Annotated in this window: 17 protein-coding genes; 7 read left to right on the top strand and 10 right to left on the bottom strand. The window is 48.1% G+C overall.

What is annotated here, in order from left to right; genetic code table 11:
• The first annotated feature begins 23 nt into the window (after positions 1 to 23).
• Positions 24 to 1058, top strand: coding sequence for an aldo/keto reductase (locus FN124_RS13595; RefSeq protein ID WP_142685249.1), 1035 nt, complete (start codon positions 24 to 26; stop codon positions 1056 to 1058).
• A 30-nt stretch (positions 1059 to 1088) separates the two neighbouring features.
• On the opposite strand, the gene FN124_RS13590 is transcribed toward FN124_RS13595, so the two are convergent.
• Positions 1089 to 2015, bottom strand: coding sequence for an AraC family transcriptional regulator (locus tag FN124_RS13590; protein ID WP_142685248.1), 927 nt, complete (start codon positions 2013 to 2015; stop codon positions 1089 to 1091).
• A 345-nt stretch (positions 2016 to 2360) separates the two neighbouring features.
• Here FN124_RS13590 and FN124_RS13585 point away from each other — a divergent pair, with 345 nt between their 5' ends.
• Positions 2361 to 3590, top strand: a complete 1230-nt coding sequence (locus FN124_RS13585; RefSeq protein WP_142685247.1) for a thioredoxin family protein — start codon at positions 2361 to 2363, stop codon at positions 3588 to 3590.
• A gap of 295 nt (positions 3591 to 3885) precedes the next feature.
• On the opposite strand, the gene FN124_RS13580 is transcribed toward FN124_RS13585, so the two are convergent.
• The 4 genes from FN124_RS13580 to FN124_RS13565 form a co-directional block, all read right to left on the bottom strand.
• Positions 3886 to 4485: a DNA alkylation repair protein gene (locus FN124_RS13580; protein WP_142685246.1), complete on the bottom strand. Its 600-nt coding sequence runs from the start codon at positions 4483 to 4485 to the stop codon at positions 3886 to 3888.
• 85 nt (positions 4486 to 4570) lie between these two features.
• Positions 4571 to 4942 (bottom strand): VOC family protein, encoded by a 372-nt coding sequence (locus FN124_RS13575; protein WP_142685245.1) that lies wholly within the window; start codon positions 4940 to 4942, stop codon positions 4571 to 4573.
• Between the two features lie 84 nt (positions 4943 to 5026).
• A complete protein-coding gene (locus tag FN124_RS13570) occupies positions 5027 to 5821 on the bottom strand; it encodes a helix-turn-helix transcriptional regulator (RefSeq protein WP_142685244.1) in 795 nt (264 codons plus the stop codon).
• 56 nt (positions 5822 to 5877) lie between these two features.
• Complete coding sequence (locus FN124_RS13565) at positions 5878 to 7476, bottom strand: beta-N-acetylhexosaminidase (protein ID WP_142685243.1); 1599 nt, start codon at positions 7474 to 7476, stop codon at positions 5878 to 5880.
• 221 nt (positions 7477 to 7697) lie between these two features.
• On the opposite strand from FN124_RS13565, the gene FN124_RS13560 reads away from it, so the two are divergent.
• The 5 genes from FN124_RS13560 to FN124_RS13540 are packed head-to-tail and all read left to right on the top strand — an operon-like array spanning position 7698 to position 11969.
• Positions 7698 to 8333 (top strand): START domain-containing protein, encoded by a 636-nt coding sequence (locus FN124_RS13560; RefSeq protein ID WP_142685242.1) that lies wholly within the window; start codon positions 7698 to 7700, stop codon positions 8331 to 8333.
• A complete protein-coding gene (locus FN124_RS13555; protein WP_142685241.1) occupies positions 8320 to 9123 on the top strand; it encodes an SDR family NAD(P)-dependent oxidoreductase in 804 nt (267 codons plus the stop codon). Before FN124_RS13560 ends, FN124_RS13555 begins: the two co-directional genes overlap by 14 nt.
• A 9-nt stretch (positions 9124 to 9132) precedes the next feature.
• Positions 9133 to 10107 (top strand): NAD-dependent epimerase/dehydratase family protein, encoded by a 975-nt coding sequence (locus tag FN124_RS13550; RefSeq protein ID WP_142685240.1) that lies wholly within the window; start codon positions 9133 to 9135, stop codon positions 10105 to 10107.
• A gap of 18 nt (positions 10108 to 10125) precedes the next feature.
• Complete coding sequence (locus FN124_RS13545; protein WP_142685239.1) at positions 10126 to 11202, top strand: sensor histidine kinase; 1077 nt, start codon at positions 10126 to 10128, stop codon at positions 11200 to 11202.
• Positions 11199 to 11969, top strand: coding sequence for a LytR/AlgR family response regulator transcription factor (locus FN124_RS13540; RefSeq protein ID WP_142685238.1), 771 nt, complete (start codon positions 11199 to 11201; stop codon positions 11967 to 11969). Before FN124_RS13545 ends, FN124_RS13540 begins: the two co-directional genes overlap by 4 nt.
• 23 nt (positions 11970 to 11992) lie before the next feature.
• On the opposite strand, the gene FN124_RS13535 is transcribed toward FN124_RS13540, so the two are convergent.
• From FN124_RS13535 to FN124_RS13515, 5 genes are all read right to left on the bottom strand, one after another.
• Positions 11993 to 15205: a chemotaxis protein CheB gene (locus FN124_RS13535; protein WP_142685237.1), complete on the bottom strand. Its 3213-nt coding sequence runs from the start codon at positions 15203 to 15205 to the stop codon at positions 11993 to 11995.
• Between the two features lie 122 nt (positions 15206 to 15327).
• Complete coding sequence (locus FN124_RS13530; RefSeq protein ID WP_142685236.1) at positions 15328 to 17112, bottom strand: SGNH/GDSL hydrolase family protein; 1785 nt, start codon at positions 17110 to 17112, stop codon at positions 15328 to 15330.
• Between the two features lie 24 nt (positions 17113 to 17136).
• Positions 17137 to 18051 carry a TIM barrel protein gene (locus tag FN124_RS13525; protein WP_142685235.1) on the bottom strand — a complete coding sequence of 305 codons (915 nt, stop codon included), beginning with the start codon at positions 18049 to 18051 and terminating at the stop codon, positions 17137 to 17139.
• A gap of 33 nt (positions 18052 to 18084) precedes the next feature.
• The gene (locus FN124_RS13520) at positions 18085 to 20226 is read right to left on the bottom strand and encodes an outer membrane protein assembly factor BamB family protein (RefSeq protein WP_142685234.1); all 2142 of its coding nucleotides are present in this window, start codon (positions 20224 to 20226) and stop codon (positions 18085 to 18087) included.
• A 133-nt stretch (positions 20227 to 20359) separates the two neighbouring features.
• Positions 20360 to 21811, bottom strand: coding sequence for an alpha-L-fucosidase (locus FN124_RS13515; protein WP_142685233.1), 1452 nt, complete (start codon positions 21809 to 21811; stop codon positions 20360 to 20362).
• Positions 21812 to 21815 lie beyond the last annotated feature (4 nt).

Below are 21815 nucleotides of genomic sequence, written 5' to 3'. Positions count from 1 at the left end.
AAACCCTTTTATAAATTTATCCGATGGAATACAGACAACTGGGAGCATCCGGCTTACAGGTACCGGTGCTTAGCTTTGGTACCGCCACATTTGGCGGAGGCAATGATTTTTTCAAAGCCTGGGGCAGCACCCTGGCAGAAGAAGCAACACGTATGGTGAACCTTTGCCTGGACGCAGGCGTAAATCTTTTTGATACGGCCGATATATACTCCGACGGGCTTTCGGAAGAGATCCTGGGAAAAGCTATTTCGGGGAAAAGGGATCAGCTGCTGATTTCCACCAAAGCTACTTTCCCTTTCGGTAAAGGCCCCAATAACCAGGGATCTTCCCGTTTTCATTTGCTGCGGCAGATAGAAGGCAGTTTAAAGCGGCTGCAAACAGACTATATCGATATTTACCACATGCATGGATTCGACGGCAATACGCCCGTAGAAGAAACGATGCGTACCCTCGACGACCTGGTACAAAGTGGTAAGGTACGTTACATCGCCGCCTCCAATTTTTCCGGCTGGCACCTGATGAAATCGCAGGCCATTGCGGAAAGGTACGGATGGAACCGTTATGTGGCTCACCAGGTATATTACTCCCTGGCCAACCGTGAATACGAATGGGAACTGATGCCGCTGGGCCTCGATCAGAGAGTAGGCGCTATTGTTTGGTCGCCGCTGGCGGCAGGCAGGCTTGGGGGTAAGTACCGCCGTAACAGTCCCCCGCCACAAAATGGCCGGATTGCGCAGGGAGGCAGCCCTGTTCCCGAAGCAGTGGTGAACAACGAAGTATTTTACAATATCATTGATGCACTGGATGAAATAGCAGCAGAAACAGGCAAAACAGTGGCCCAGATCTCCCTGAACTGGCTGTTGCAACGGCCTACTGTTTCCAGCATTATTATCGGCGCCCGTAATGAGGAGCAGCTGATCCAGAACCTGGGCGCTACCGGCTGGAACCTCAGCCCGGAGCAGGTTAAGAAGCTGGATGCGGCCAGTGAGATACCTACCATTTATCCTTACTGGCATCAGCGGCAAAACCTGACATTGAATCCTCCGCCGGTGCTTTAAGCGGATCTTGTCTGACGCGCCGAAGGCGCACTACTGCGAGCAGATGAGCTGATACGTGCCCGGCGTAATGCCTTCAGCACTGCGGAACAGGCGGATAAAGTAGTTGGTATCATTAAATCCGCAGAGGGCGCTAACCTGTCCTACGCTGTTATTCCTGTCGGCCAGCAGTTGTTTGGCCAGCTTTAGTCTTTCGCGGTTAATATACTGGAGGGGAGTGATCCCGAACTGGTCTTTAAACCATTTGAAAAATATATTACGGCTCAGGTAAGCCTTGCGGCAAAGGGTATCCACAGAAATATTTTCCGTGAGATGTTCATTGATATAATGCAGCACAAAATGCAGCCTGCTGTTGTTGCTGTTGGTATCTTTTTCGTCTGCAATCAGCTGCAGGTGCTGGTTCTGTAAAATGCGGATCAGCAGTTCCTTCATACTCAGATCTGCGTAGATATCCCTGGAAAGATCTGTACTGCTGCAAATACGTACCAGTTTATTGATCACCTCTGTGAGGTCTGCATCGTTATTGAAGTGATAGCTGTTAAATTGCAGGCGCCAGTTGTTCTGATCGGTGTATTCGCTGTTATAATATTCGTTGAGATATTGCAGGGTACTCCGGATATAAGCTTCATCCACAGAGAAGGCTACGCACTGGGTAGGATTATCTGTGGTAGCTTCCGGGAAATCAATAATGATGGTTTCATTGGCCGGCAGGATCACCGTTTCCCCGGGCCGGTATTCAAAAGAAGGCTTATCAAAAAGATGCATGATCTTTTTGCCCCGCATCATACTGGAAATCACAAAGTCGCCAAAAGTAAGCGGCACGCGGTAATCCTGCTGATAACTTTCAAATATATTCAGCTCACAGTTATTCAGGTTGTAAACCCGCCTGTTCTCAACCAGGCGTTGCAACTGTTTGGGATGAGTAAGGTCTATCGGTTGTACAAAATGTTTTACCGGCATGGCTAATGTTTTTAGCTACAACAAGTTAGTATAATTAACCGAACTCCGAAAATCAGGTACAAATGTGCTAAAGATAGATACGAAATTCTGCCATGAAGTGCCGGATCTTTACCATATTGGTGCTGCATAAACGGAAACCATCCTTTCTCTCAAATAACATCCGCCTATGTAACCACATCTTACAAAAGGACAGCCGTTTCAGGGGCGGATTTTTATAAAACTCTTCCGGAACCATCCTATGGGGCGTGGCCGCCAACTTATCCAGTTAAATTAATTACCCTCTCTTCCGGTTTTCTTCCGGAACTACGTTAAATTACATGTTAATCAAAACCAACAAACAACATAATGAAAAAACTATTCCTCCTGGCCTTCCTGTTGCCCCTGCTGGCTGTAGCGCAGGACAAAGGCATGCATTTCGAGCATGGTAGCAGCTGGGCCGATGTAAAGGCCAAAGCCAAAGCTGAAAACAAGTACATTTTTGTAGACTGCTTCACGACCTGGTGCGGCCCCTGCAAATCTATGTCGGCCAATGTTTTCCCCCAGGAAAAAGTAGGCAGCTTTATGAATGACAAATTCATCAACGTAAAAGTACAGATGGATCAAACGGACAAAGACAATGAAGAAGTGAAAAGCTGGTATGCAGCCGCCAAACAGTTTGAAAAGGACTATGCCGTCCGCTCCTATCCTACCTTCCTGGTATTTGCACCGGATGGTCATATCGTAGACCGCCACGTGGGCGGCTCCGATGCAGACCAGTTCATTGAAAGATTTGCTGCTTCCCTCAACCCGGCTACACAATACTATACACAGCTGGATCTTTATAAGAAAGGGAAAAAAGATACCGCTTTCCTTCGCCAGATGGCGCTCATGGCATTAAACAAAGTTGACGAGCCAAATACTTTGCTTATTTCAAAAGAATATATCAGCAAGCAGAAAGACCTGTACTCCCCTGTGAACCTGGAGTTTATTGCCAAATTTACCAACAGCAGTAAAGACCCCGGTTTTAATATGTTCCTGCACAATGCGGATAAAGTGAATAAAATACTTGGCCCCGGTAAAGCGGAACAAAAAGTAATGGACATTGTAGCACAGGAAGAAGTATATCCTAAGCTGATGAAGAAAGACGGCAGCAAACCTGATTGGGCAGCCCTTGAAAGCAGCCTGACAAAAAAATATCCTTCTTTCGCGGAAGAGCTGATCCTGAAAACCAAAGCGCAATACTTCAGCTATGTAAAAGATGCAGATAATGCAGTGGCTAACATTGTTGCCTATATGAAAAAATATGGCCACAAAGCAGATCCGCAGTCGCTCAACGAATTCGCCTGGACCATCTTCGAAAAATGTAATGATATGCAGTGCATAGAACAGGCCCTGGAATGGAGCAAACGTTCTTTCAAAGACAAGGAAGTGCCCGCATTCATGGATACCTATGCCAACCTGTTGTATAAATCCGGTAAAAAAGAAGAAGCCCTCGCCTGGGAAGAAAAAGCCATGAACAAAGCCAGCGACGACGAAAAGAAAAACTACGAAACCACCCTGGAGAAAATGAAGAAAGGGGAGAAATATTGGGAGTAGAGCGGAATTTGTCTGACTCAGGATTATGATGATTATAATGATTAATTTGATTTTATTTTTTTAGGATTTTTATAAGGATAACTAAGGGAGATAAGAGCAGGTGATATTTGCTTCTATCTCCCTTAACTATTTTAAAAAGAATTTTATAGGGATAACTAAGGGAGATAAGAGCAGGTGATATTTGCTTTTATCTCCCTTAACTATTTTAAAAAGAATTCCAAAACAACAAAACCAAAAGTAAAAATCAAACTAATCATTATAATTATCATAATCCTGAGTCAGACAAATTCCGCGATCACTTCGCTACAAGCCTGTACACAAAGGCAATACGCGGTTGCTCCAGGTCCCAGGTCCTGACCTCCTCCTCCACCAGCGCCCCATGCTTTTTGCTGATGTCGCGCAGCGCGTTGCCTACAGATTTGCGCAAGTATTCGCTTTCCTTTGATTTCAGCCTGCTGATCATTTTAATAACCACATCCGGATGCTCCTTAAAATAAGGACGGCTGGTCCAGATGCGAAGGCCTTCCACTACAGCCCTGTTCAGGTTAGGCTGCGGATCATTCAGCCATAACCTGATTTCCGGAAGCGCTTTTTCATAGCCAATACTGCTGCAGTAATGATCAAAGGCTTTTGCCAGCATTTCCTGTACCCGCCAGTTTTCATCTGTCACCACTTTTGTTTTCAGCAGTGTTAATGCCTTGTTGCTACGGGGCGATAAAAGCCCCAGCAACCACGCACCCAACATACGTTCCTGGTAGCTTTCACCGGACGTAAGTTTGATGGCTGTTTCCAGGGGATCATGGCTCGTGTCTTTAAGCAACTGATCTCCTGTTTCCAGGATGTGCTTAAAACCATGTTCCACCTTTTTTATGGAGTCGATGAGCCTGGAAAACATATGCGGATAATTTGATTTGTTATACTAAAATATAAAAAAGGACCAGCAATATGCCGGTCCTTAACATGTAAAATTATTCTCCCTTTCATGCCGCTGTGATCCACCAGGTATTTCCAAACGGATCTTTTACACCACCGGACCTTCCATACGATTGGTCCGTAACCGGCATCACTTCGGTGGCGCCTTCCTCCAGGGCCTTTTTAAACGTAGCATCGGCATCGTCCACATAAATAAACAACCCCGCGTTATCGGTACCCCAATCAGCGCTGGACTGGCCAAACATAATGATACTGCTGCCTATACTGATTTCGCCATGCATCAGTTCCTTGTTACCGTCTTTATAACTGCGGTGATGCTCCTTTGCACCAAATACCCTGGCGGTAAAATCAAAAAAGCCTTCTGCATTTTTCAGGATCAGATACGGCATTACCTGTTGATGTCCTGCTGGTAATTTCATAAAAACTTGTTTTAAGGTTAAATGTCTCTTGCACAAAATTGCAACAGTATCTCCTCCTAAAATTGGAAAAACGCGACATTCTTGTTAGTCGCGCCAATCGGTAGCCCCCGAGCGGCCGGAAAAGTACTGTTTGGGATGCATGCCCGAAAACTCGCGGAAGTCGCTGATGAAATGCGACTGATCATAATACCCGCATTCAAGCGCCAGGCTTCCCAGGCTCGCCACCGGCCGGTTGTAAAAGGCGGTAGCCGACTGGAAACGGACGATCCGTGAAAACAGTTTGGGCGATAGTCCTGCATACTGTTTGAACTGGCGCTCAAACTGCCGTTGCGACAAATAGTATGCCTGTGAAAGCGACTGTATATTCAGTGAAGGTTTGTGATGGATGATATCCCTTATTGCTGCAAAAACCGGCAGATCAGCCACCCGGCTGGCGGCCAGCCGTTCTTCTGTGAAGCGGCAAAGGATGGCGCAGCGCTCCTGGTTATTCTTTGCCAGCATGATCTTTTCTTCAAGTATGCGGCCCCCGTCTTTCAGCAGGTCTTTCAACTCAGCGGTATTATTCGCCATATCAGCAGCAGATATGGCAAACAGCAGGGGAATGGCCTGGGGATAAAAATACACACCAAAGATGCTGAACCCCGCATCAATGGTGTACCTGCGCAGGGTATGGGAAGGCCCGTGAATACCGGAAGTGTAGGACTGGGTGATGTTACCGCTGTTTGTTACTTCATCAAAAAGACCGCGGTAATGAAACAACATTTCCACGCAGGCATCTGCCATGTTATAGTGCGTATAACCTGTGTTGCCCTCCAGTATCCAGAAAAACCGGATAACATGTGCAAGATGGGGCGGCGGAGGAATAGTGTGGTAATGCATCTCTATAAAATTACAAAAACCAGCTCAACTTTTAATATCCCGTTGCTGGCAGACCATCAGTCGATATAGTTGCTGGCCGCTTTACCGGATTCCACATGTTTCCCCGGTTGGAAAATATCAAAATAGTAGATATAGTCCTTTGCATATAGCGGCAACTGCGCTTTTAAACGGGCTTTAAAGCCGTTAAAGTCTTTCGACGAAGGATGGCTCCAGGCTGTTTCCGCCAGCGCTGCTATGCGGGGGAAAAGCAGGAAATCGAGCCGGTCATTGCTGTGGATGGTTTCCGACCACAGGCAGGCCTGTACGCCCAGTATATGGGATTCATGTCCCTTTGCAGCAGGAACAGCTCCGGCAGAGAAATCATATACTGCCTGCAGGGGATTGAATTCCCCGTCTTTCCACCTGCGGCCTATCTTATGGGAACTGTCCTGTACAAAATCGAAATAGAACGGCAACCGGGGGCACATCACTACGGAGTATCCCTTTTGAAAGGCCATGGCCAGGTTCTCCGGTTTATCATGACGCCACCAGCAAACGATGGTGCTGTCGGCCGGCAAGGTAGCAGTAGCAATTTCATCCCAGGCCATCACTTTGTTATGCAGTTTCAAAACCGTATCGGCCATGCGCTGAATGAAATAATCTTCAACCTGCTTGCGGCCTTTCAGGCCATGGGCCTGTTTTAACCGGATAATACCAGTATCCTGGTCCCAGCCGGCATTGCCAAAAGTTACCTCATCGCCGCCAAGGTGAATGAGTTGAGCGGGAAACAGTTGAGCCGTTTCCGTTAGTATATCCGCCAGGTAAGCATAAGTGCCTTCCCTGCCGGGGTTAAAGGTGAACTGCGGATATCTGGCCGTACCGCCGCCGTCGAATGCAGGGTATGCCCTGTTGGCCGCCCCGGCATGACCAGGCATATCGATTTCAGGAATAATTTCAATGCAACGTACCCTGGCATAGGCTACTATCTCGTGGATATCATCCTGTGTATAATAGGCCGCCGGCGCTTTAGGGTCGGCAATATTACCTATGCCGCCCACCGTAGTCAGCAATGGGTATTTCTTTATTTCCAGCCGCCAGCCGGGCATATCTGTCAGATGCCAGTGAAAGCGGTTTAGTTTATAAAAAGCCATCCAGTTGAGAACAGACTTCACTTTCTCTTTACCAAAAAAGTAGCGCGACTCATCCAGCATCACGCCCCGCCATGCATATTGCGGTGCGTCTGTAATATTCCAGCAGGGCACCTGCAGGGTATTGCCCGATGGGGGCGCAACCGCTGCCAGCTGCAGCAGGCTCACAATACCGTTAAGCACTCCTTCTGTGCCGGCGGCTGAAATAACAGCAGTTTGCCTATTCATATTAAGCGTGTATGCCTCCGCGTTAGTACCTGTTATTTTCTTCAGTAAAATAACCGTGCTCCCGTTCTTTTGCTGTAGCGGTACATTGATATGACAACGGCGCAGCAGTTCCTCCTGCAGCCAGGTGGCCTGCGGCATCAGCGAAGTATCTTCCAGGCGGATGGTGGAACGTACGGTGATCTTAAAGGCGCCGCTCCCCTTTTGTGCTTTTACCGGTAAAGGGATCACCGGGCAGTTTTGCTGTGCTACAGCGGGTATGATGGCAAACACAATGGCAATGGCCAGCATGTATTTTTTCATGTTCAATGCATACAATTTTAACAGGTACATTGGCTGCCCGGGCAACCGGCGAACAAAATAGTAAAATATTCCCGGTACTTCTTCATAAAATAATATATAAATATTTCTCCATCATTTATAGCGTCGGTTTAATAACAGGTCAGCGGCTTAATCCTACAGTTCAACAGTTAATCGATGGCCGGCCGGCATCCCCTTGGCATATTTGCAGTAAATGATAATGTATGCAACACCTACCTGTTTTACTGATCAGCAGCATTATGTTCTTCCGGTCATTATCCGGCGACACCAGGGAGTTTAAGCTGGTGAAACAGGATAACGCCATCTCTTTATATGAAAGATGGATCCCGGGCGCCGGTGGTGAAAATGTAAGGGAGATCAAGGCCGTTTTCCTGGTGAAATCTGCCGTACCGGCAGTGATCGGCCTTTTCAAAGACCAGGCCCATGGCCGCGAGTGGAATGCAAACGCCAGCGAATACCGGGTAGCGGCTGCACCGGATCCCAACCACTGGATCACGTATATTAAGTACGACATTCCCTGGCCGGTAGACGACCAGGACTGCTGCCTGCTGTACCGCTATCATGAAACTCCCGGCGACGCAGCAGAAGTGGTGTTTGAAAGCATCACGGATAGCCGCTTCCCGTTATACAATAAAACAACACGGATCACCGGCACGCGGGGGAAATGGATCATAGCGCCGTTGGCGGACGGCCAGCTGCGGATCACCTATATGGTAACCACTGATCGCAGCAAAAAGATCCCCCGCTGGGTATCCGATCCCATTATTCACGATAACCTGTTCAGGACGATGACCAGGTTCAGAAGCCTGCTCGAAAATAAAACATATGCCAGACAATAAATATACGCTCATCACCGGGGCCAGCTCCGGGCTGGGCAAAGAATTCGCCATTCAGTGCGCCAGGAAAGGCATGAACATCATCCTCATTGCACTGCCGGGAAGCCGCCTGCAGTCGGTGGCCGAAAGCCTGGAACTGGAGTACCGCGTAAGCGTGAAAGTGTTTGAATTTGACCTGTCGGACAGTCACACGCTGAAGCAACAGCTGCCGCTCATTACCCGCGATCATGATATTGATTTTCTGATCAACAATGCCGGTATCGGCGGTACCTCCGCAATTACAGACACCTCACTGGAACGCATAGACGATATTATCATGCTTAATGTAAGAGGCACTGTATTGCTTACACACCTGCTGATCCCCCACCTGCTGAAACATCCGCAGAGCTATATCATGAACATTGCCAGCATGGCGGCTTTTACACCTATTGCGTATAAAACAGTGTACCCCGCATCAAAGGCATTTATTTCTTCGTTCTTCCTGGGGCTAAAGGAGGAACTGGCAGATACCGGCCTGTCTGTAAGCGTGGTATATCCCGGGCCTATTATGACCAATTCCCATACCTCCCGGCGCATTATCAGCCAGGGGCTCAAAGGAAAAATGGGATTGCTGCCGACCCCCGATATAGCCAGCATTGCCCTGAAAGGCACACTGGCAGGGCGCCCGGTGATCATCCCGGGGCTGATGAATAAGATCAATCATGTGCTGATGCAGCTGCTTCCACTGTCGTTCCGGATGAGGATCGTATCCAGGGAAGTAAAAAAAGAAATTCCATATAGTTTATCTGTCTAAAAAAAATCCATGAAAAAAATATTGATCACAGGGGCCAATGGCTTCCTGGGCTCCAACTTAACACGGGAGCTTTACCGCATGGGGTTTGATATAAAAATTCTGATCAGGCCTTCGGCCGATGTGAAAGGCATTGAAGACATTCCCTGTGAAATCTTCTACGGGAGCATCAGTAATAACGATGATGTACATGAAGCGGTAAAAGGCTGCGATACGGTGATCCATACCGCCTGTATTACAGAGCAGTGGGGCGTTTCCTTTGCCGAATATGAGGACGCCAATTTCACTGCTACCAAATATATCACAGCGGCCTGCCTGGCGCATAAGGTGCAGAAATTTATTTACGTGAGCACTGCCAACACCATTGGCCCAGGCGATAAAAGCTGCCCGGGGAATGAGCTGAACGGGTTTACACTGTTCAATGCCAACTCCGGTTATATCAACAGTAAATACCTTGCGCAGCAGTATGTGCTGGAACAGGTGGCCAGCAAGCATCTTCCTGCCATTGTAGTGAACCCCACCTTTATGATAGGCCCTCATGATGTAAAGCCCAGCTCCGGGAAACTGATCCTGTACGGGCTGAAGCGCCGGCTGCTGTTCTATCCGCCCGGGGGTAAAAACTTTGTGCATATTAAAGATGTATGCCGGGGCATTATCAACGCCATTGAAAAAGGCAAAACAGGCGATTGCTATCTGCTGGCAGGTCAGAACCTGAGCTATGAGGAGTTTTTCCGGCTGCTGAAAAAAGTTTCCGGTAAACGGCAGCTGCTGATACCCATCCCTGCCTTTATCCTGAAAGCGGCCGGCATCATAGGTTCCCTGCCGGGCATCTCCGGGAAATTAAATTACACCACTGCCTACATGCTGTGCCTCGACAACTACTATTCCGGCAAGAAATCAGAACGGGAACTGCAACTCAGCTATACACCGGTGGAAGCCGCCGTTACCGGGGCATTTACCTGGTTTAAAGAAAATAACTACATTTAGTAACAGACAAAACAGCAAATGAACTTCCAGGAAAATGAAAAATTATTCTCCAGCAAACTATTCCTGTATCTTTCAAGGATACTGATACTGTATACTTTCAGTGTGATCTTCAAATCCTTTGATCATACGTTCACCACCGGATTGCAGATCATGGACCTCAGGAGCCAGATGTTCAGCCTGCTCTATGTACTGTTTGGCCTGGCTGCCTGGGAAGGCGCCGCCTGGCTGGCCCGTACCGTGGAAATGAAAACCATGAACAAACATACCTCCCGCAAACTGGTATTCCTCTGCGCCTCTCTCCTGGTGTATGGTATGCTGGTGGCTTATCTTTTTGGCCTCTTCTATTCGGCAACGGATATCCTGTTATTTAAACGCTACGAGGCATGGGAAAGTTTCAGGCATTTCAGCTACGATCTGAACTTCGGTACATTTATGTTTTACCTGCTCATCCTAACCTTCAACGGCATCATCTTCTATTATTCCGGCTGGAAAGAATACCAGCTGCAAACTGAACGGCTGATGCGGGAAAATATCCAGGCCAGGTATGATGCGCTGCGCAACCAGATAGATCCGCATTTCTTCTTTAACTCCCTCAGCGTGCTCACTAACCTGGTATATAAAAGCCCGGATCTTTCCGCCGATTATATCACCCAGCTGGCAAAAACATACCGCTATATTCTTGATAAGAAGTTTGAAAACCTGGTATCCGTACAAACAGAACTGGACTTCCTGGACGCCTACCTGTTCCTCATCCATATCCGCCACCAGCAAAGCATACAGTTCAGCGCCGACATACCGGAAAAGATCAGGACCAAAGGCATGATACCACCGGTAACATTGCAAATGCTGATAGAAAACGCCATCAAGCATAACCGCTTCTCCTTACAGGAGCCGTTACTGATCACCATTAAAGCCGACGATCATTTCCTGGTGGTATCCAATCACAGAAAACCTAAAGTCCACCCGGAAATATCATCGGGCATAGGACTGGAAAATATTCAGAAAAGATATGCGCTGATCAGCAACAGTAACATAGAGATCAGCGAAACAGAAAATATGTTTATTGTAAAATTACCCATTATCAGCGCCGCATGAGAATAGTTATTTTTGAAGATGAAATGCACAATGCCGAACGGCTGATCCAGTTACTGCAAAAATATGATGCAGGTATACAGGTGGTAGCTGTGATAGCTTCGGTAGCAGAAGGGATCCGCTGGCTGGAACAGCAACAACCGGTAGATCTCATGCTGATGGACATACAATTGTCTGACGGCAACTGCTTTGAAATATTCAGCAAAACAAAAGTGCGCACGCCCATCATCTTTACTACCGCATACGACGGCTTCGCCTTACAGGCATTCAAGGTAAACAGCATCGATTACCTGTTGAAGCCCATCGACCCCGATGATCTGAAGAATGCACTGAAAAAGTATGAACAGTTCAGGCCAGCCAATAACTATACAGTAGACATCGGCCGCATTGCAGAAGAGTTCCTTCGCCGCGACAGCGCCCGTTTTATTGGCAGGATCAACAACCAGCTGATATACGTAAAAGCCAAAGATATTGCCTGGCTGCAATTTGCAAGAGGCACTACCTGGGCTACCACCAGCGCTAACCAGCGCGTACCGCTGGACTATTCACTGGATCAGATAGAGCAGCTGCTGGACAAACACCAGTTCTTCCGTATTAACCGGCAGTTCATTATCCAGATAGATGCCATTAAAAAGATCACCACTTATTACAATAGCAGATTAATTCTTCAATTAGCACCCGATGTTGATACTGATGTTATTATTAGCCGTGAAAGGGTTACTGAATTCAAAAACTGGCTCGAAGGGAAAAGTGAAAATGCCGCGGGGTAACGGTGAGAAAATAAAAAATGTTGTCAGTCCTGCATCAGCTTGGAATTGAAGAGGATTCTAAAGGTAGTTCCCTCCTGTGGTATGCTGTTTACCTCTACCATGCCGCCGGACGCGTCTACAATTTTCCGGACAAGGAACAAGCCGATACCTAATCCCTCCATCTCCGGATGCAGGCGCTTATACATATGGAATACGGTTTCCAGCTTATTCCGTTCTATCCCGATGCCATTGTCTTTTACTTCCAGCAACAGGAATCCGTTTTCTCTGCGGGTACTGACATGAATTTTGAGCGGCCTGTCCGGCGACCTGAATTTGATGGCGTTGGTCAGGAGATTATAGATGATGCTGCGAAAATTTTTCTTAGAGAAAACCAGGTGGCTTTCTGTCAGACTACTTACAATTACCGCATTAGCAGCCTTTACTTTATCCTGGATGCTAAACAACACTTCATCCAGTATGGAAGTAATGTCAACTTCCGGGGTTTCCTTCATCGATTCGCTTTCAATTTTTGCTACTTCGGCCAATTCCCGCAGGTTTTCCTTAAACCTGACAATGGAGGTCTGGATCATATCTGTATACAGAAGGATCTCACTGTCTCCCATGTCCAGCTTCTCATTCAGCAATTTCACCAAGCCTTCTATATTGGTAAGTGGTCCTAACAGATCGTGAGATGCGGAATACACAAAATTATCCAGGTCCTCATTAATACGTTGCAAACTCAGGTTAGAGCGCTTCAACTCCATTTGCGCTTTATTCAACAGGGTGATATCATTAAAAGAAATAATCGCTCCGTTCTGTACATGATCCAGTTGCCGGATATAGGGCATTATCATCATCTGGTACCAGTTGCCATTTAACGATTCCACTACTCTCTGCAATACCGTACCATTTTGAATTACCATCCGGAGGTCGTCTTCCAGGGAATCGTATTTAAAATTGATAGTAATATGCTGAATGGGTCTGCCGATGTCACTTTCCTGCAGGTTGATGTGCTTTACTGCAGCAGGAGAAAACTTTTTCAGCAGCAGGTCGTTGTCTACAAACAGTTGCCCATTGAGATCGCTCCTGAAATAATTGTCCATGTCATCGTTCAGTGCATTGAGCTCCTTTATTTTCAGCTGGTAATCGGTATTAATGGTTTGCAGCTCTTCATTTACCGATTGCATCTCTTCATTGGCGCTTTGCATTTCTTCGTTGGCGGAAACAAGTTCTTCGTTAAACGACTGCATATTTTCATTGGAGGCTTCCAGCTTTTCTGTAGCTTCCTGTAACCGTTCGCGGGTATCTTTTAGTTCCTCTTCCAGGCTTTGCATGCCAGCATTAAGATATGTTTGCACGTCGAAAGGCTGTACTTCCTGTTCTTGTTTTTCTTTATTTTCGCTGAAAAGCACCAGGAAGAGAGAGCGTCCTCCTTCCCTTGCCTTGAGCGGGCGGATCGTAAGATCTACTACTTTTGCGGGGTCGTAATCTGCCACCCGAATACCTGTTACGGTTACCCGCTCATTATCTTTTTTAGCCTGCCTGGCGGCTGTTACATATACCACGCCAAGCGATTTTGGCAGCAGCTGTATCAGGTCAAAGCTGAAAATCTGCGGTAACAGGAAGTGTTCTACCTTGCTGAAATATTTAACGACCTGGTTATCCTGGTCCACACACATACCGGCAACGTTTACTTCTTCCAGCAACATTTCATTTACTTCTTCCAACATAATACTTCTTTTTCCAGTATTACCACTTTTTTTTGATGGAATTAAAGGCGTCAGGCTGTTCCCCTCTATCATCACAGGAGTAAATATGTCGAACCTTACTGACCTGGCCGATTCCTGGTTACGGTATACTTTCCATTTCTTACTAATTTCTGTGAGATGGGGTAGTAACATACCGGGATTCTCACTGGCACCCAGGAACAGGTATCCGCTCGGACTAAGCCCAAAATGCAGCATCGAAAGCGCCTTCTTCTGCAGGGATACATTCATGTAGATGAGCAGGTTACGGCAACTGATCAGGTCCATGTTACAGTACGGCGGATTCTTTACCACATTATGCTGTGCGAAAATCAGCATTTTGCGGATATGCTGTTTGATGCGATAGCTATTACCTTCCCGGTTAAAATATTTCTCCAGCCGTTCTGTTGATAGCTCGTTCCGGATGGTATCGCCATATAAACCTTTACCGGCAAACTCCAATGCAGATTTATCGATATCAGTAGCAAATACCTTTACAAGAATATCCTTACCTGTTTTTTCTAACTGTTCGTGTACAAGGATCGCCATAGTATAGGCTTCTTCCCCGGTGGCGCAACCTGCTACCCAGATCTTCATTTCTTCCCCTTCCTTCTTTCTTTCCGCTATTTCAGGCAGCACGGTTTCAGCCATTACTTCAAAAGCCTCCAGATTCCTGAAGAAAGCAGATACACTGATCATAAAGCTCCGGGCCAGCGTTTCCACTTCTCCGGGGTGTACCAGCAGGTATTGATAATAGGTTTCCACTGTATCTAAAGCCAGATATACCATGCGCCGCCTTATACGCCGCAAGATGGTGGTGGGCTTATATTCTGAAAAATCAAATGGTAAACGCTCCCTGATCAGGTCAATAATAGCAATCACACTTTTATCTTCCATTGCCTGCGTAGCGGGAGGCAAAATACTTCTCTTCGCCTTGTTTACGTACTGTGTGATCACCAGCGGCATATCTGCCGGCGCCAGTATATGATCTGCTACCCCGGTAGCGATGGCCTCCAGGGGCATGCTGTTGTATTGTGCAGTATCCGGGTCCTGTACAATGATTAACCCTCCTGCCCTGTTGATATTCACAATACCTTCGCTGCCATCATCACCGGAGCCGGAAAGTATCACAGCAATAATATGATACTCACTATCTGCAGCGAGTGAGTTGAAAAAAGTATTGATAGTTCTATGGGGAGCGGAGCTGCTGTTCTTATCTTTCAGCAACAGGCGTCCATCCTGTATAGTCATACACTGCTGACTGGGAATCAGGTATACCTGGTTTGGCTCTACGAGCAGATTATTGACAGCTTCCGTTACCTTTAACTGACTATGCCGGGAAAGTATTTCCGCCATCCGGCTTTTATAATCAGCAGAAAGGTGTTGTATAATCACGTAAGAGGCTTGCGCCAGCGGCGTATGATCAAAAAAAGACTGTAATTCCTCCAAACCACCGGCAGAAGCACCTATGGCGATAATAAAATGTGGCGACTGATTATAATGAGTGCTCATGCAAAATATTTATGCTGACTTTCCTTCCTATTCTGATGAGACTGTCAAGAATTGCCGGTTATTTTCATCGAATGTAGGGAATAATAACCGGTCGCCGTTTTTTTATTACTTCTTTTTAAATACTAGTTATTCTGCACCTTTAGATACCTGTTAATCAAGCTGCCTAATTTCTCATACCCCGTTTCGTTGGGATGCAGCCCGTCGGTGAAGAGCTGCTCATTAATTTTGGCGTTGGGTTGCAGGAACAGTTTACCCGCATCCACGAATTGGATGTTCTTACCGGATGCCTGCTTTGCGATCAGTTTGTTAATGGCCACTACCCTGCTTTCCATGTTGCGGCGTGGCAAAATACCCATCAGGATGATCCTGGCGGAGGCTTGCCGGGCCTGGATCTGTTGCAGCAGGTATTTAATGCCCGAGGCAATTTCCTCATCGGTATTAGCCTGGAGATTATTGGTGCCTATCATTAACACAATGTACCGGGGCGTGATGCCATCCAGCTCACCGTGTTGTACGCGCCATAATACATTTTCTACCCTGTCCCATCCAAAGCCCATATTAATGGCCTCTTTGGGCTCAAAGTATTTATCCCATGAGCTGGTACCCCTGCGTACTTTAGCCACCGGGTTGCCGCCCCAGAAATGCGTAATGGAGTTGCCCATGAACACCACTTTGGGCGAGTGTGTTTTGTTCCATGCCAGCACCTCTTCATGCCGGGTTTCCCAGTCGTAGGTAGCGGCATCGCGGCGTTGGGTAATGGGCGTGGTAGTAACGGTATTACCTCCTTCCGCGTGAAAAATGCTGCGGATCTTTTTCGTATAGGCGTTGGCGTAGTGCATCATGCCGATATCGTTGGGGTGCGTGCCATCCACCATGCTTTCTATGTCCTGCCCTATTTCATCTTTTGTTAACAGACTGATATTTTTTACGCCTGCTTTCAGCAGGGAGTCCATTACTTCCCGCAGGGTAGCGTTTACGTTTGTGTAGGAGGCTTTGCGGCTGGAGTCCATTTCACCGTCTGTATAGCCGTCGTGCTCCGTCAGCAAAATAGGGATACCCGGTTTTTGCTTTTGCAGGAATGTAACGGCATTGGTTATACGTTTTTTCAGTTCTGCACCGGCATATTCTGCGCGGGTGAGGTTAGGCAGGCAATCCAGTACAAACAGCTGGGCGTCCAGTTCTGCCACCCTGTCCAGCACTTCCTGTTCCAGGCGGCCGTTGCCGGAGAAGGCCAGGTTAATGACCGGCGTTTCCAGCTGCCTGGAAAGGATGTTGGTCCATGCCATTCCCGGGCGCGATGCGCAAGCGCCCTGTGCAATGGAGGTGCCGTATACTACTACAGGCGCTACCTTACGTACGGGCAACGGTTTCAGCATACTTTCCTCCGGCACCGATATGGAGAGCCACTTAACGCTGTTATACAATGGCAGGTAAAGCGTATAGTCTATATTCTTTACATGCTGATCATACTTTTTCAAACGGGAGAACCGGTATTCTATGGTATCACGGAAATTGTATTTCCCGTTGCACCACATCCACTGGCCGTCGATGCTTTTGGCGTACAGATCTACACCGCTCACGCCGGTGGCAGCCATATGAGGCATGGCTACAGGGCCGGTCACGGTGTACTTCACTACTATTTCATCGGCGTCTGTTCTGAAGCGCAGACTAAGCCCCGCACTGTTATTAGACAGGTTCCATACGGGCGGCCGTACTTCTTTCTCCGATCTTGCTGGCAGGCGGTCGTAATAATTCTTTATCCCTGTTTTCCACCCCTGTCCTTCCAGTGCATACACGCTGTCGGTAGCCGCCGGCGTCCATGTTTTAAAAGCGCGGGGTGTTTGTGCAAAGCCATTGCTTACGGATAACAGTAACGCCGCCATAACGGGCATCATTTTCATCTTCATAACATTATCGTTGTACTGTAAAATTTAGTATCCCCACTTCTTCATCACGGCCAGGTCGTCGCGAACTGCATCCAGTGGCGCCTGTCCCTGGTAGGACTCCTGTTCAATAATAAAGTGTTTGGTGCCCCCGGATTTTTTGCCGAGATCAATCACTTCTTTCACCGGTATAATGCCTTTACCTAACACGGTACTTTCATACTTACCACCCATTTCACCTTTGTCTGTTTTAATTTCATCTTTCACATGCATCAGCTCAAAACGGCCAGGGTATTGCTTAATGATATCCAGCGCAATACCGCCTGCATGATACATATTACCTATATCCAGCTGCTGCGCTACCAGGGAAGGATCCGTATTCTGCAAAATGAGATCGAAGATCTTTTTGCCATTCAGCTGCTGGCTGAACTCAAAATCATGGTTATGATAACCAAACTTCATCCCTGATTTTTTACATAGCGCGCCGCTTTTGTTGAATACATCCATATAGGCTTTGAAGTCGTCGTAGTTTTTACGCAGACTTTCATCCAGCCAAGGGCTGATCACGTAGTGCTGCCCTACAATAGCGGCATCTTCCACGGTATATTTCCATTCATCGGTAAAATCGTTCTTTGCCGCATCCCAGTGTTGTTTGCCCATTACGGTATGACCGCTTGGCATCAGCAGCCCAAGATCGTCCAGGAGTTTTTTGAACTCTTTGGCGGAGTAACCATAGAATTTCCGTTGGCTGTACCCTGCGTGCTCCACATTTTTATACCCCATTGCCGCCAACTGTTTCAGGGTTCCGGATGGATCCTTTTTCATGTCGTCACGAATAGAATACAGTTGTATGCCCAGCACCGGTTTGCGTGCGGCGGCTGCCAGCAACTGGTCAGGCAATAATGCAGCGCCGGCAATAGCGAGGCTGCCTTTCAGCAGGAAATTTCTTCTTGAAATACTCATAGCAAAGCGATTTTAAACGTTGAATAAATACTATTAAAGTGAAAATGCGAGATAGGCATCTCCCGGTTTCTTTCCCAGTTTACCACCGCCGCAGGCAATCACTACAAACTGTTTTCCATCCACTTCATATACCGCTGGTGTGGCAAAACCACAGGCTGGTAAATCAGTTTCCCATAGCAGCTGCCCTGTTCTTTTATTAAACGCCCTGAATTTGCTGTCGGCCGTTGCGGCTATGAACAGCAGGCCGCCGGCGGTAACTACCGGCCCTCCGTAATTTTCCGTACCGCTGTGAATGCCTTTTGCCTTCAGTTCGGGATAATCGCCCAGCGTATCTTTCCAAAGCAGATTTCCCGTGTTGAGGTCAATGGCGCTCAGTGTGCCCCAGGGCGGCATTACAGCCGGGTATCCTTCTTTCGTTAAAAATTTATTATAGCCGGTAGTATGATAAGGTAAGTTCGTATATGCATCTACGTTCCTGTGTGGCGCAATAAACGGATCCTGTTGTTTTGCTTTCAGGTCCAGTACAAAAACGGCCAGCGCTTTTTGCTCGCTGCTGTCCAGTTGCCTGAAAGCTGGCATCATCCTTCTGCCGGTGTTTACCAGCTGTGTGAAAGTGGTAGCGGTGTATTTGGTATGGATATTTAAGAGAGATGGGAAATTACCGCCCCCTTTGCGCTCCGGGCCGTGGCACGACATACAATTGGCGGCGTACAACCGTTTCCCTGCCTGGAGCTGTGTTTCCGTGGCTGGGGGCTGCTGGTTCCTTGTATCCACCATGGTGAGCACCCAGGGCATTTCGCTGGCGTTTACATACAGGATGCCCGTTTCCGGGTCAGCAGCAGGGCCTCCCCATTCTGCGCCGCCATCGAAGCCGGGAAAGATCACCGTGCCTTGTTTGGAAGGCGGCAGGAACAGGCGGCCGGTTTTATAAGAGGCCAGCCGCGCGCGGATATCCGCATAGGAGGAGTCCGGTACCAGTGTGTTCAGGTCCTTCTCCAGCAGCGATTGCCGCACAAACGGTTGAAAGAAAGTGGGCACGGGCTGTGTGGGCGATACCCATTCGCCGGGCAGCGCGGAATCTGCCGGCACCGGTGTTTCCGTTACGGGGTACAGGGGTTGGCCTGTTTTCCGGTCAAGCAGGAAAATAAATCCTGTTTTGGTCACCTGCACCAGGGCTTCCGTTTTGCGGCCATCTTTCTTTACAGTTACCAGCATCGGGGCCGTTGGCAGGTCCCTGTCCCACAGGTCGTGATGCACCGTTTGAAAGTGCCAGATCCTTTTACCGGTGGCCGCATCCAGTGCCAGCACGCAATTGGCGAAAAGATTATTGCCGGGGCGTTTGCCCCCGTAAAAATCATCTGTAGCAGATCCTACCGGGGCGTAAAGGATACCTTTTTCTTCATCCAAGCTGAATCCTGCCCAGGAGTTGGCGCCGCCGGTATGTTGCCAGGCATCTTTATCATTCCAGGAATCATAGCCATCTTCCCCAGGTTGCGGAATGGTATGAAAGATCCATTTCAGCCGGCCATTATGTACATCATAAGCCCGGATATAGCCTGGAGCGGCGCCTGCTGCCTCTCCCACGCGGGTGCCGATGATGAGCAGGTTTTTATAGATAATACCCGGCGTGGTGGAAGTGATGTCCAGCTGGTCCATATTGCGGCCCATATCCCGGTGAAGATCCACGTGACCGCTATCGCCAAAGGCTTTAACCGGCTGGCCGTTTTGGGCATCAATACAATACAGCCGGCCGCCGGCGGTATAGAAAATATATTGTTCCTTATTATCTCCTTCATACCAGGTAACGCCCCTGCAGGGGTTGAACTGGAAAGTGTTCTTATCGCTGGCCTTTACGGGGTCAAACACCCAATAGGGCTTACCGGTAGCCGCATGTAAGGCAAATAGTTTCAGCTGTGGTGAAACGCCGTAAAGCCGCTCCCCCACTATGATGGGGTTTACCTGGATCTGTGTACGGTCTGCCGAATCACGGGTGTGGTACTCCCAGGCTATTTTCAGCTGTGCCACATTACTGGTGTCCAGCTGTGTTAAGGCGCTGTAGTGGATATTTTCCTTACTGCCGCCATACACCTGCCAGCTGCGGTGGGCAGTGTTCTTTGCGGTGCAGGATAGTAATAACGTGGAAACTATCAACCCGTAGCTGTATTTCGAAAACATCGGAAAGGAACTGGTTTTCTGTTCCTTTAAAAATATACTTTTTAAAATTCTTTTTTAAGAAAACTACGGTAACGGTAAAAATAGCAAAGAGAAGGCGGGATGCCTTCTCTCTGCAAATGATATAAGGTTGATGTTATCCTTTCATTTTCACCACCAGCAAGCCATCCGGCACATCTCCGGGGCGCAGGGACGAAAGGTCCACCAGGCAGTCTTTCCCCTTCTGCTGCCATTTAATGGCTTTACTGCTGCCCAGCACGGTGGCTACTGCACCTTTTGCCGGTGTATAGTCGCGGATCAATACCTGCTGCCTGTACCCTGGTACAAAGCAATACAATGCGCCCGGTTTCCGGGTAAAGAATAACTCCACGTTGGCATGCTGGTCTGATTTCTTTACGAGGTTGGCAATGTTATAGCCGGACATAAAGCTGGCTTCCTTTGCTTCCGGGCGTTTGCCTGCGCTCCACTGCTGGCTTACTTTCCAGGGTTTGGAGTCGTAAATGGCTTCACCGTTTACTTCCAGCCATTTGCCAATGTCCAGCAGTTTCTGCTGCATGATCACGGGAATGCGGCCATCGGCAGTGGGACCAATATCCAGCAGGAGGTTGCCACCCCTGGATACAATGTCTACCAGCATCAGTACCAGGTCGCTGCTCTTTTTATAGTCGTCTGCAGTTTCCATACGGTTATAGCCGTACGATTGCCCTATGCCCTGGCTTTCTTCCCAGATCACCCCGGGCTGCATACCGCTGCCGTATTCAGAAGTAAGATAGGTAGCGCCGTTGTTTTTGCCGCGGGTATTGCTGCCCCAGCGGTCGTCTACCACTACTTCGTTCTTTACCGGCGATTCGTTGAACAGCCAGGCCAGTAAGGAAGGGCTTTGCCAGGCGGTATCGCTCATCTCCCATTCCCCGTCTGAAAATATAACGGAAGGTTTGTATCGGGTTACCAGGTCTTTGAACTGCGGCGTCATCACTTCTTTTACATAACGTTGCCTGTCTTTAAGCCAAAGCGGGTTAAACCATTCATACAGGGAATAGTAATATCCCATTTTTAAACCTTCTTTACGCACTGCTTCTGTAAGGTCGCCCAGCAGATCACGTTTAGGCGTTCCCGTAACAGCGTTCCAGGAGTGGCCCCAGGACTCGTTGGCTTGCTTGTTATCCCACAGGCAGTAGCCTTCATGGTGCTTGGAAGTAAGTACTACGTATTTAGCGCCCGAGCGGCGGAACACTTGCGCCCACTGCTGCGGATCATACAATGAAGCGGTGAACTGGCTTTCGAAATTCTCGTACGGTGTGCCTTTTCCATAATTCTTATCATGAAAGGCCTGCACTTTATCATGGGAACCTTCTTTGGTTCCACGCAGGTTATACCAGTACCATTCTGAATAGCCGCCGGGCCCTACCACGGCATAGGAAGGTACGGCATACACGCCCCAGTGAATAAAGATGCCGAACTTGGCGTTGCTGAACCACGAGGGGATGCCCCGTTTGTTGAGCGAGTTCCAGTTGGCTTCATACTGCTGGGCAAAAACCAGGGAGGTGCTCAGTAACAATAAGAGCATCCCGATACTGCGTTTAATCATAACA

Origin of the sequence: Chitinophaga polysaccharea, assembly GCF_902150045.1 — a bacterium.
In the GTDB taxonomy this organism is placed as follows: Bacteria; Bacteroidota; Bacteroidia; order Chitinophagales; family Chitinophagaceae; genus Chitinophaga; species Chitinophaga polysaccharea_A.
This window is presented reverse-complemented; position numbering and strand designations above follow the sequence as displayed.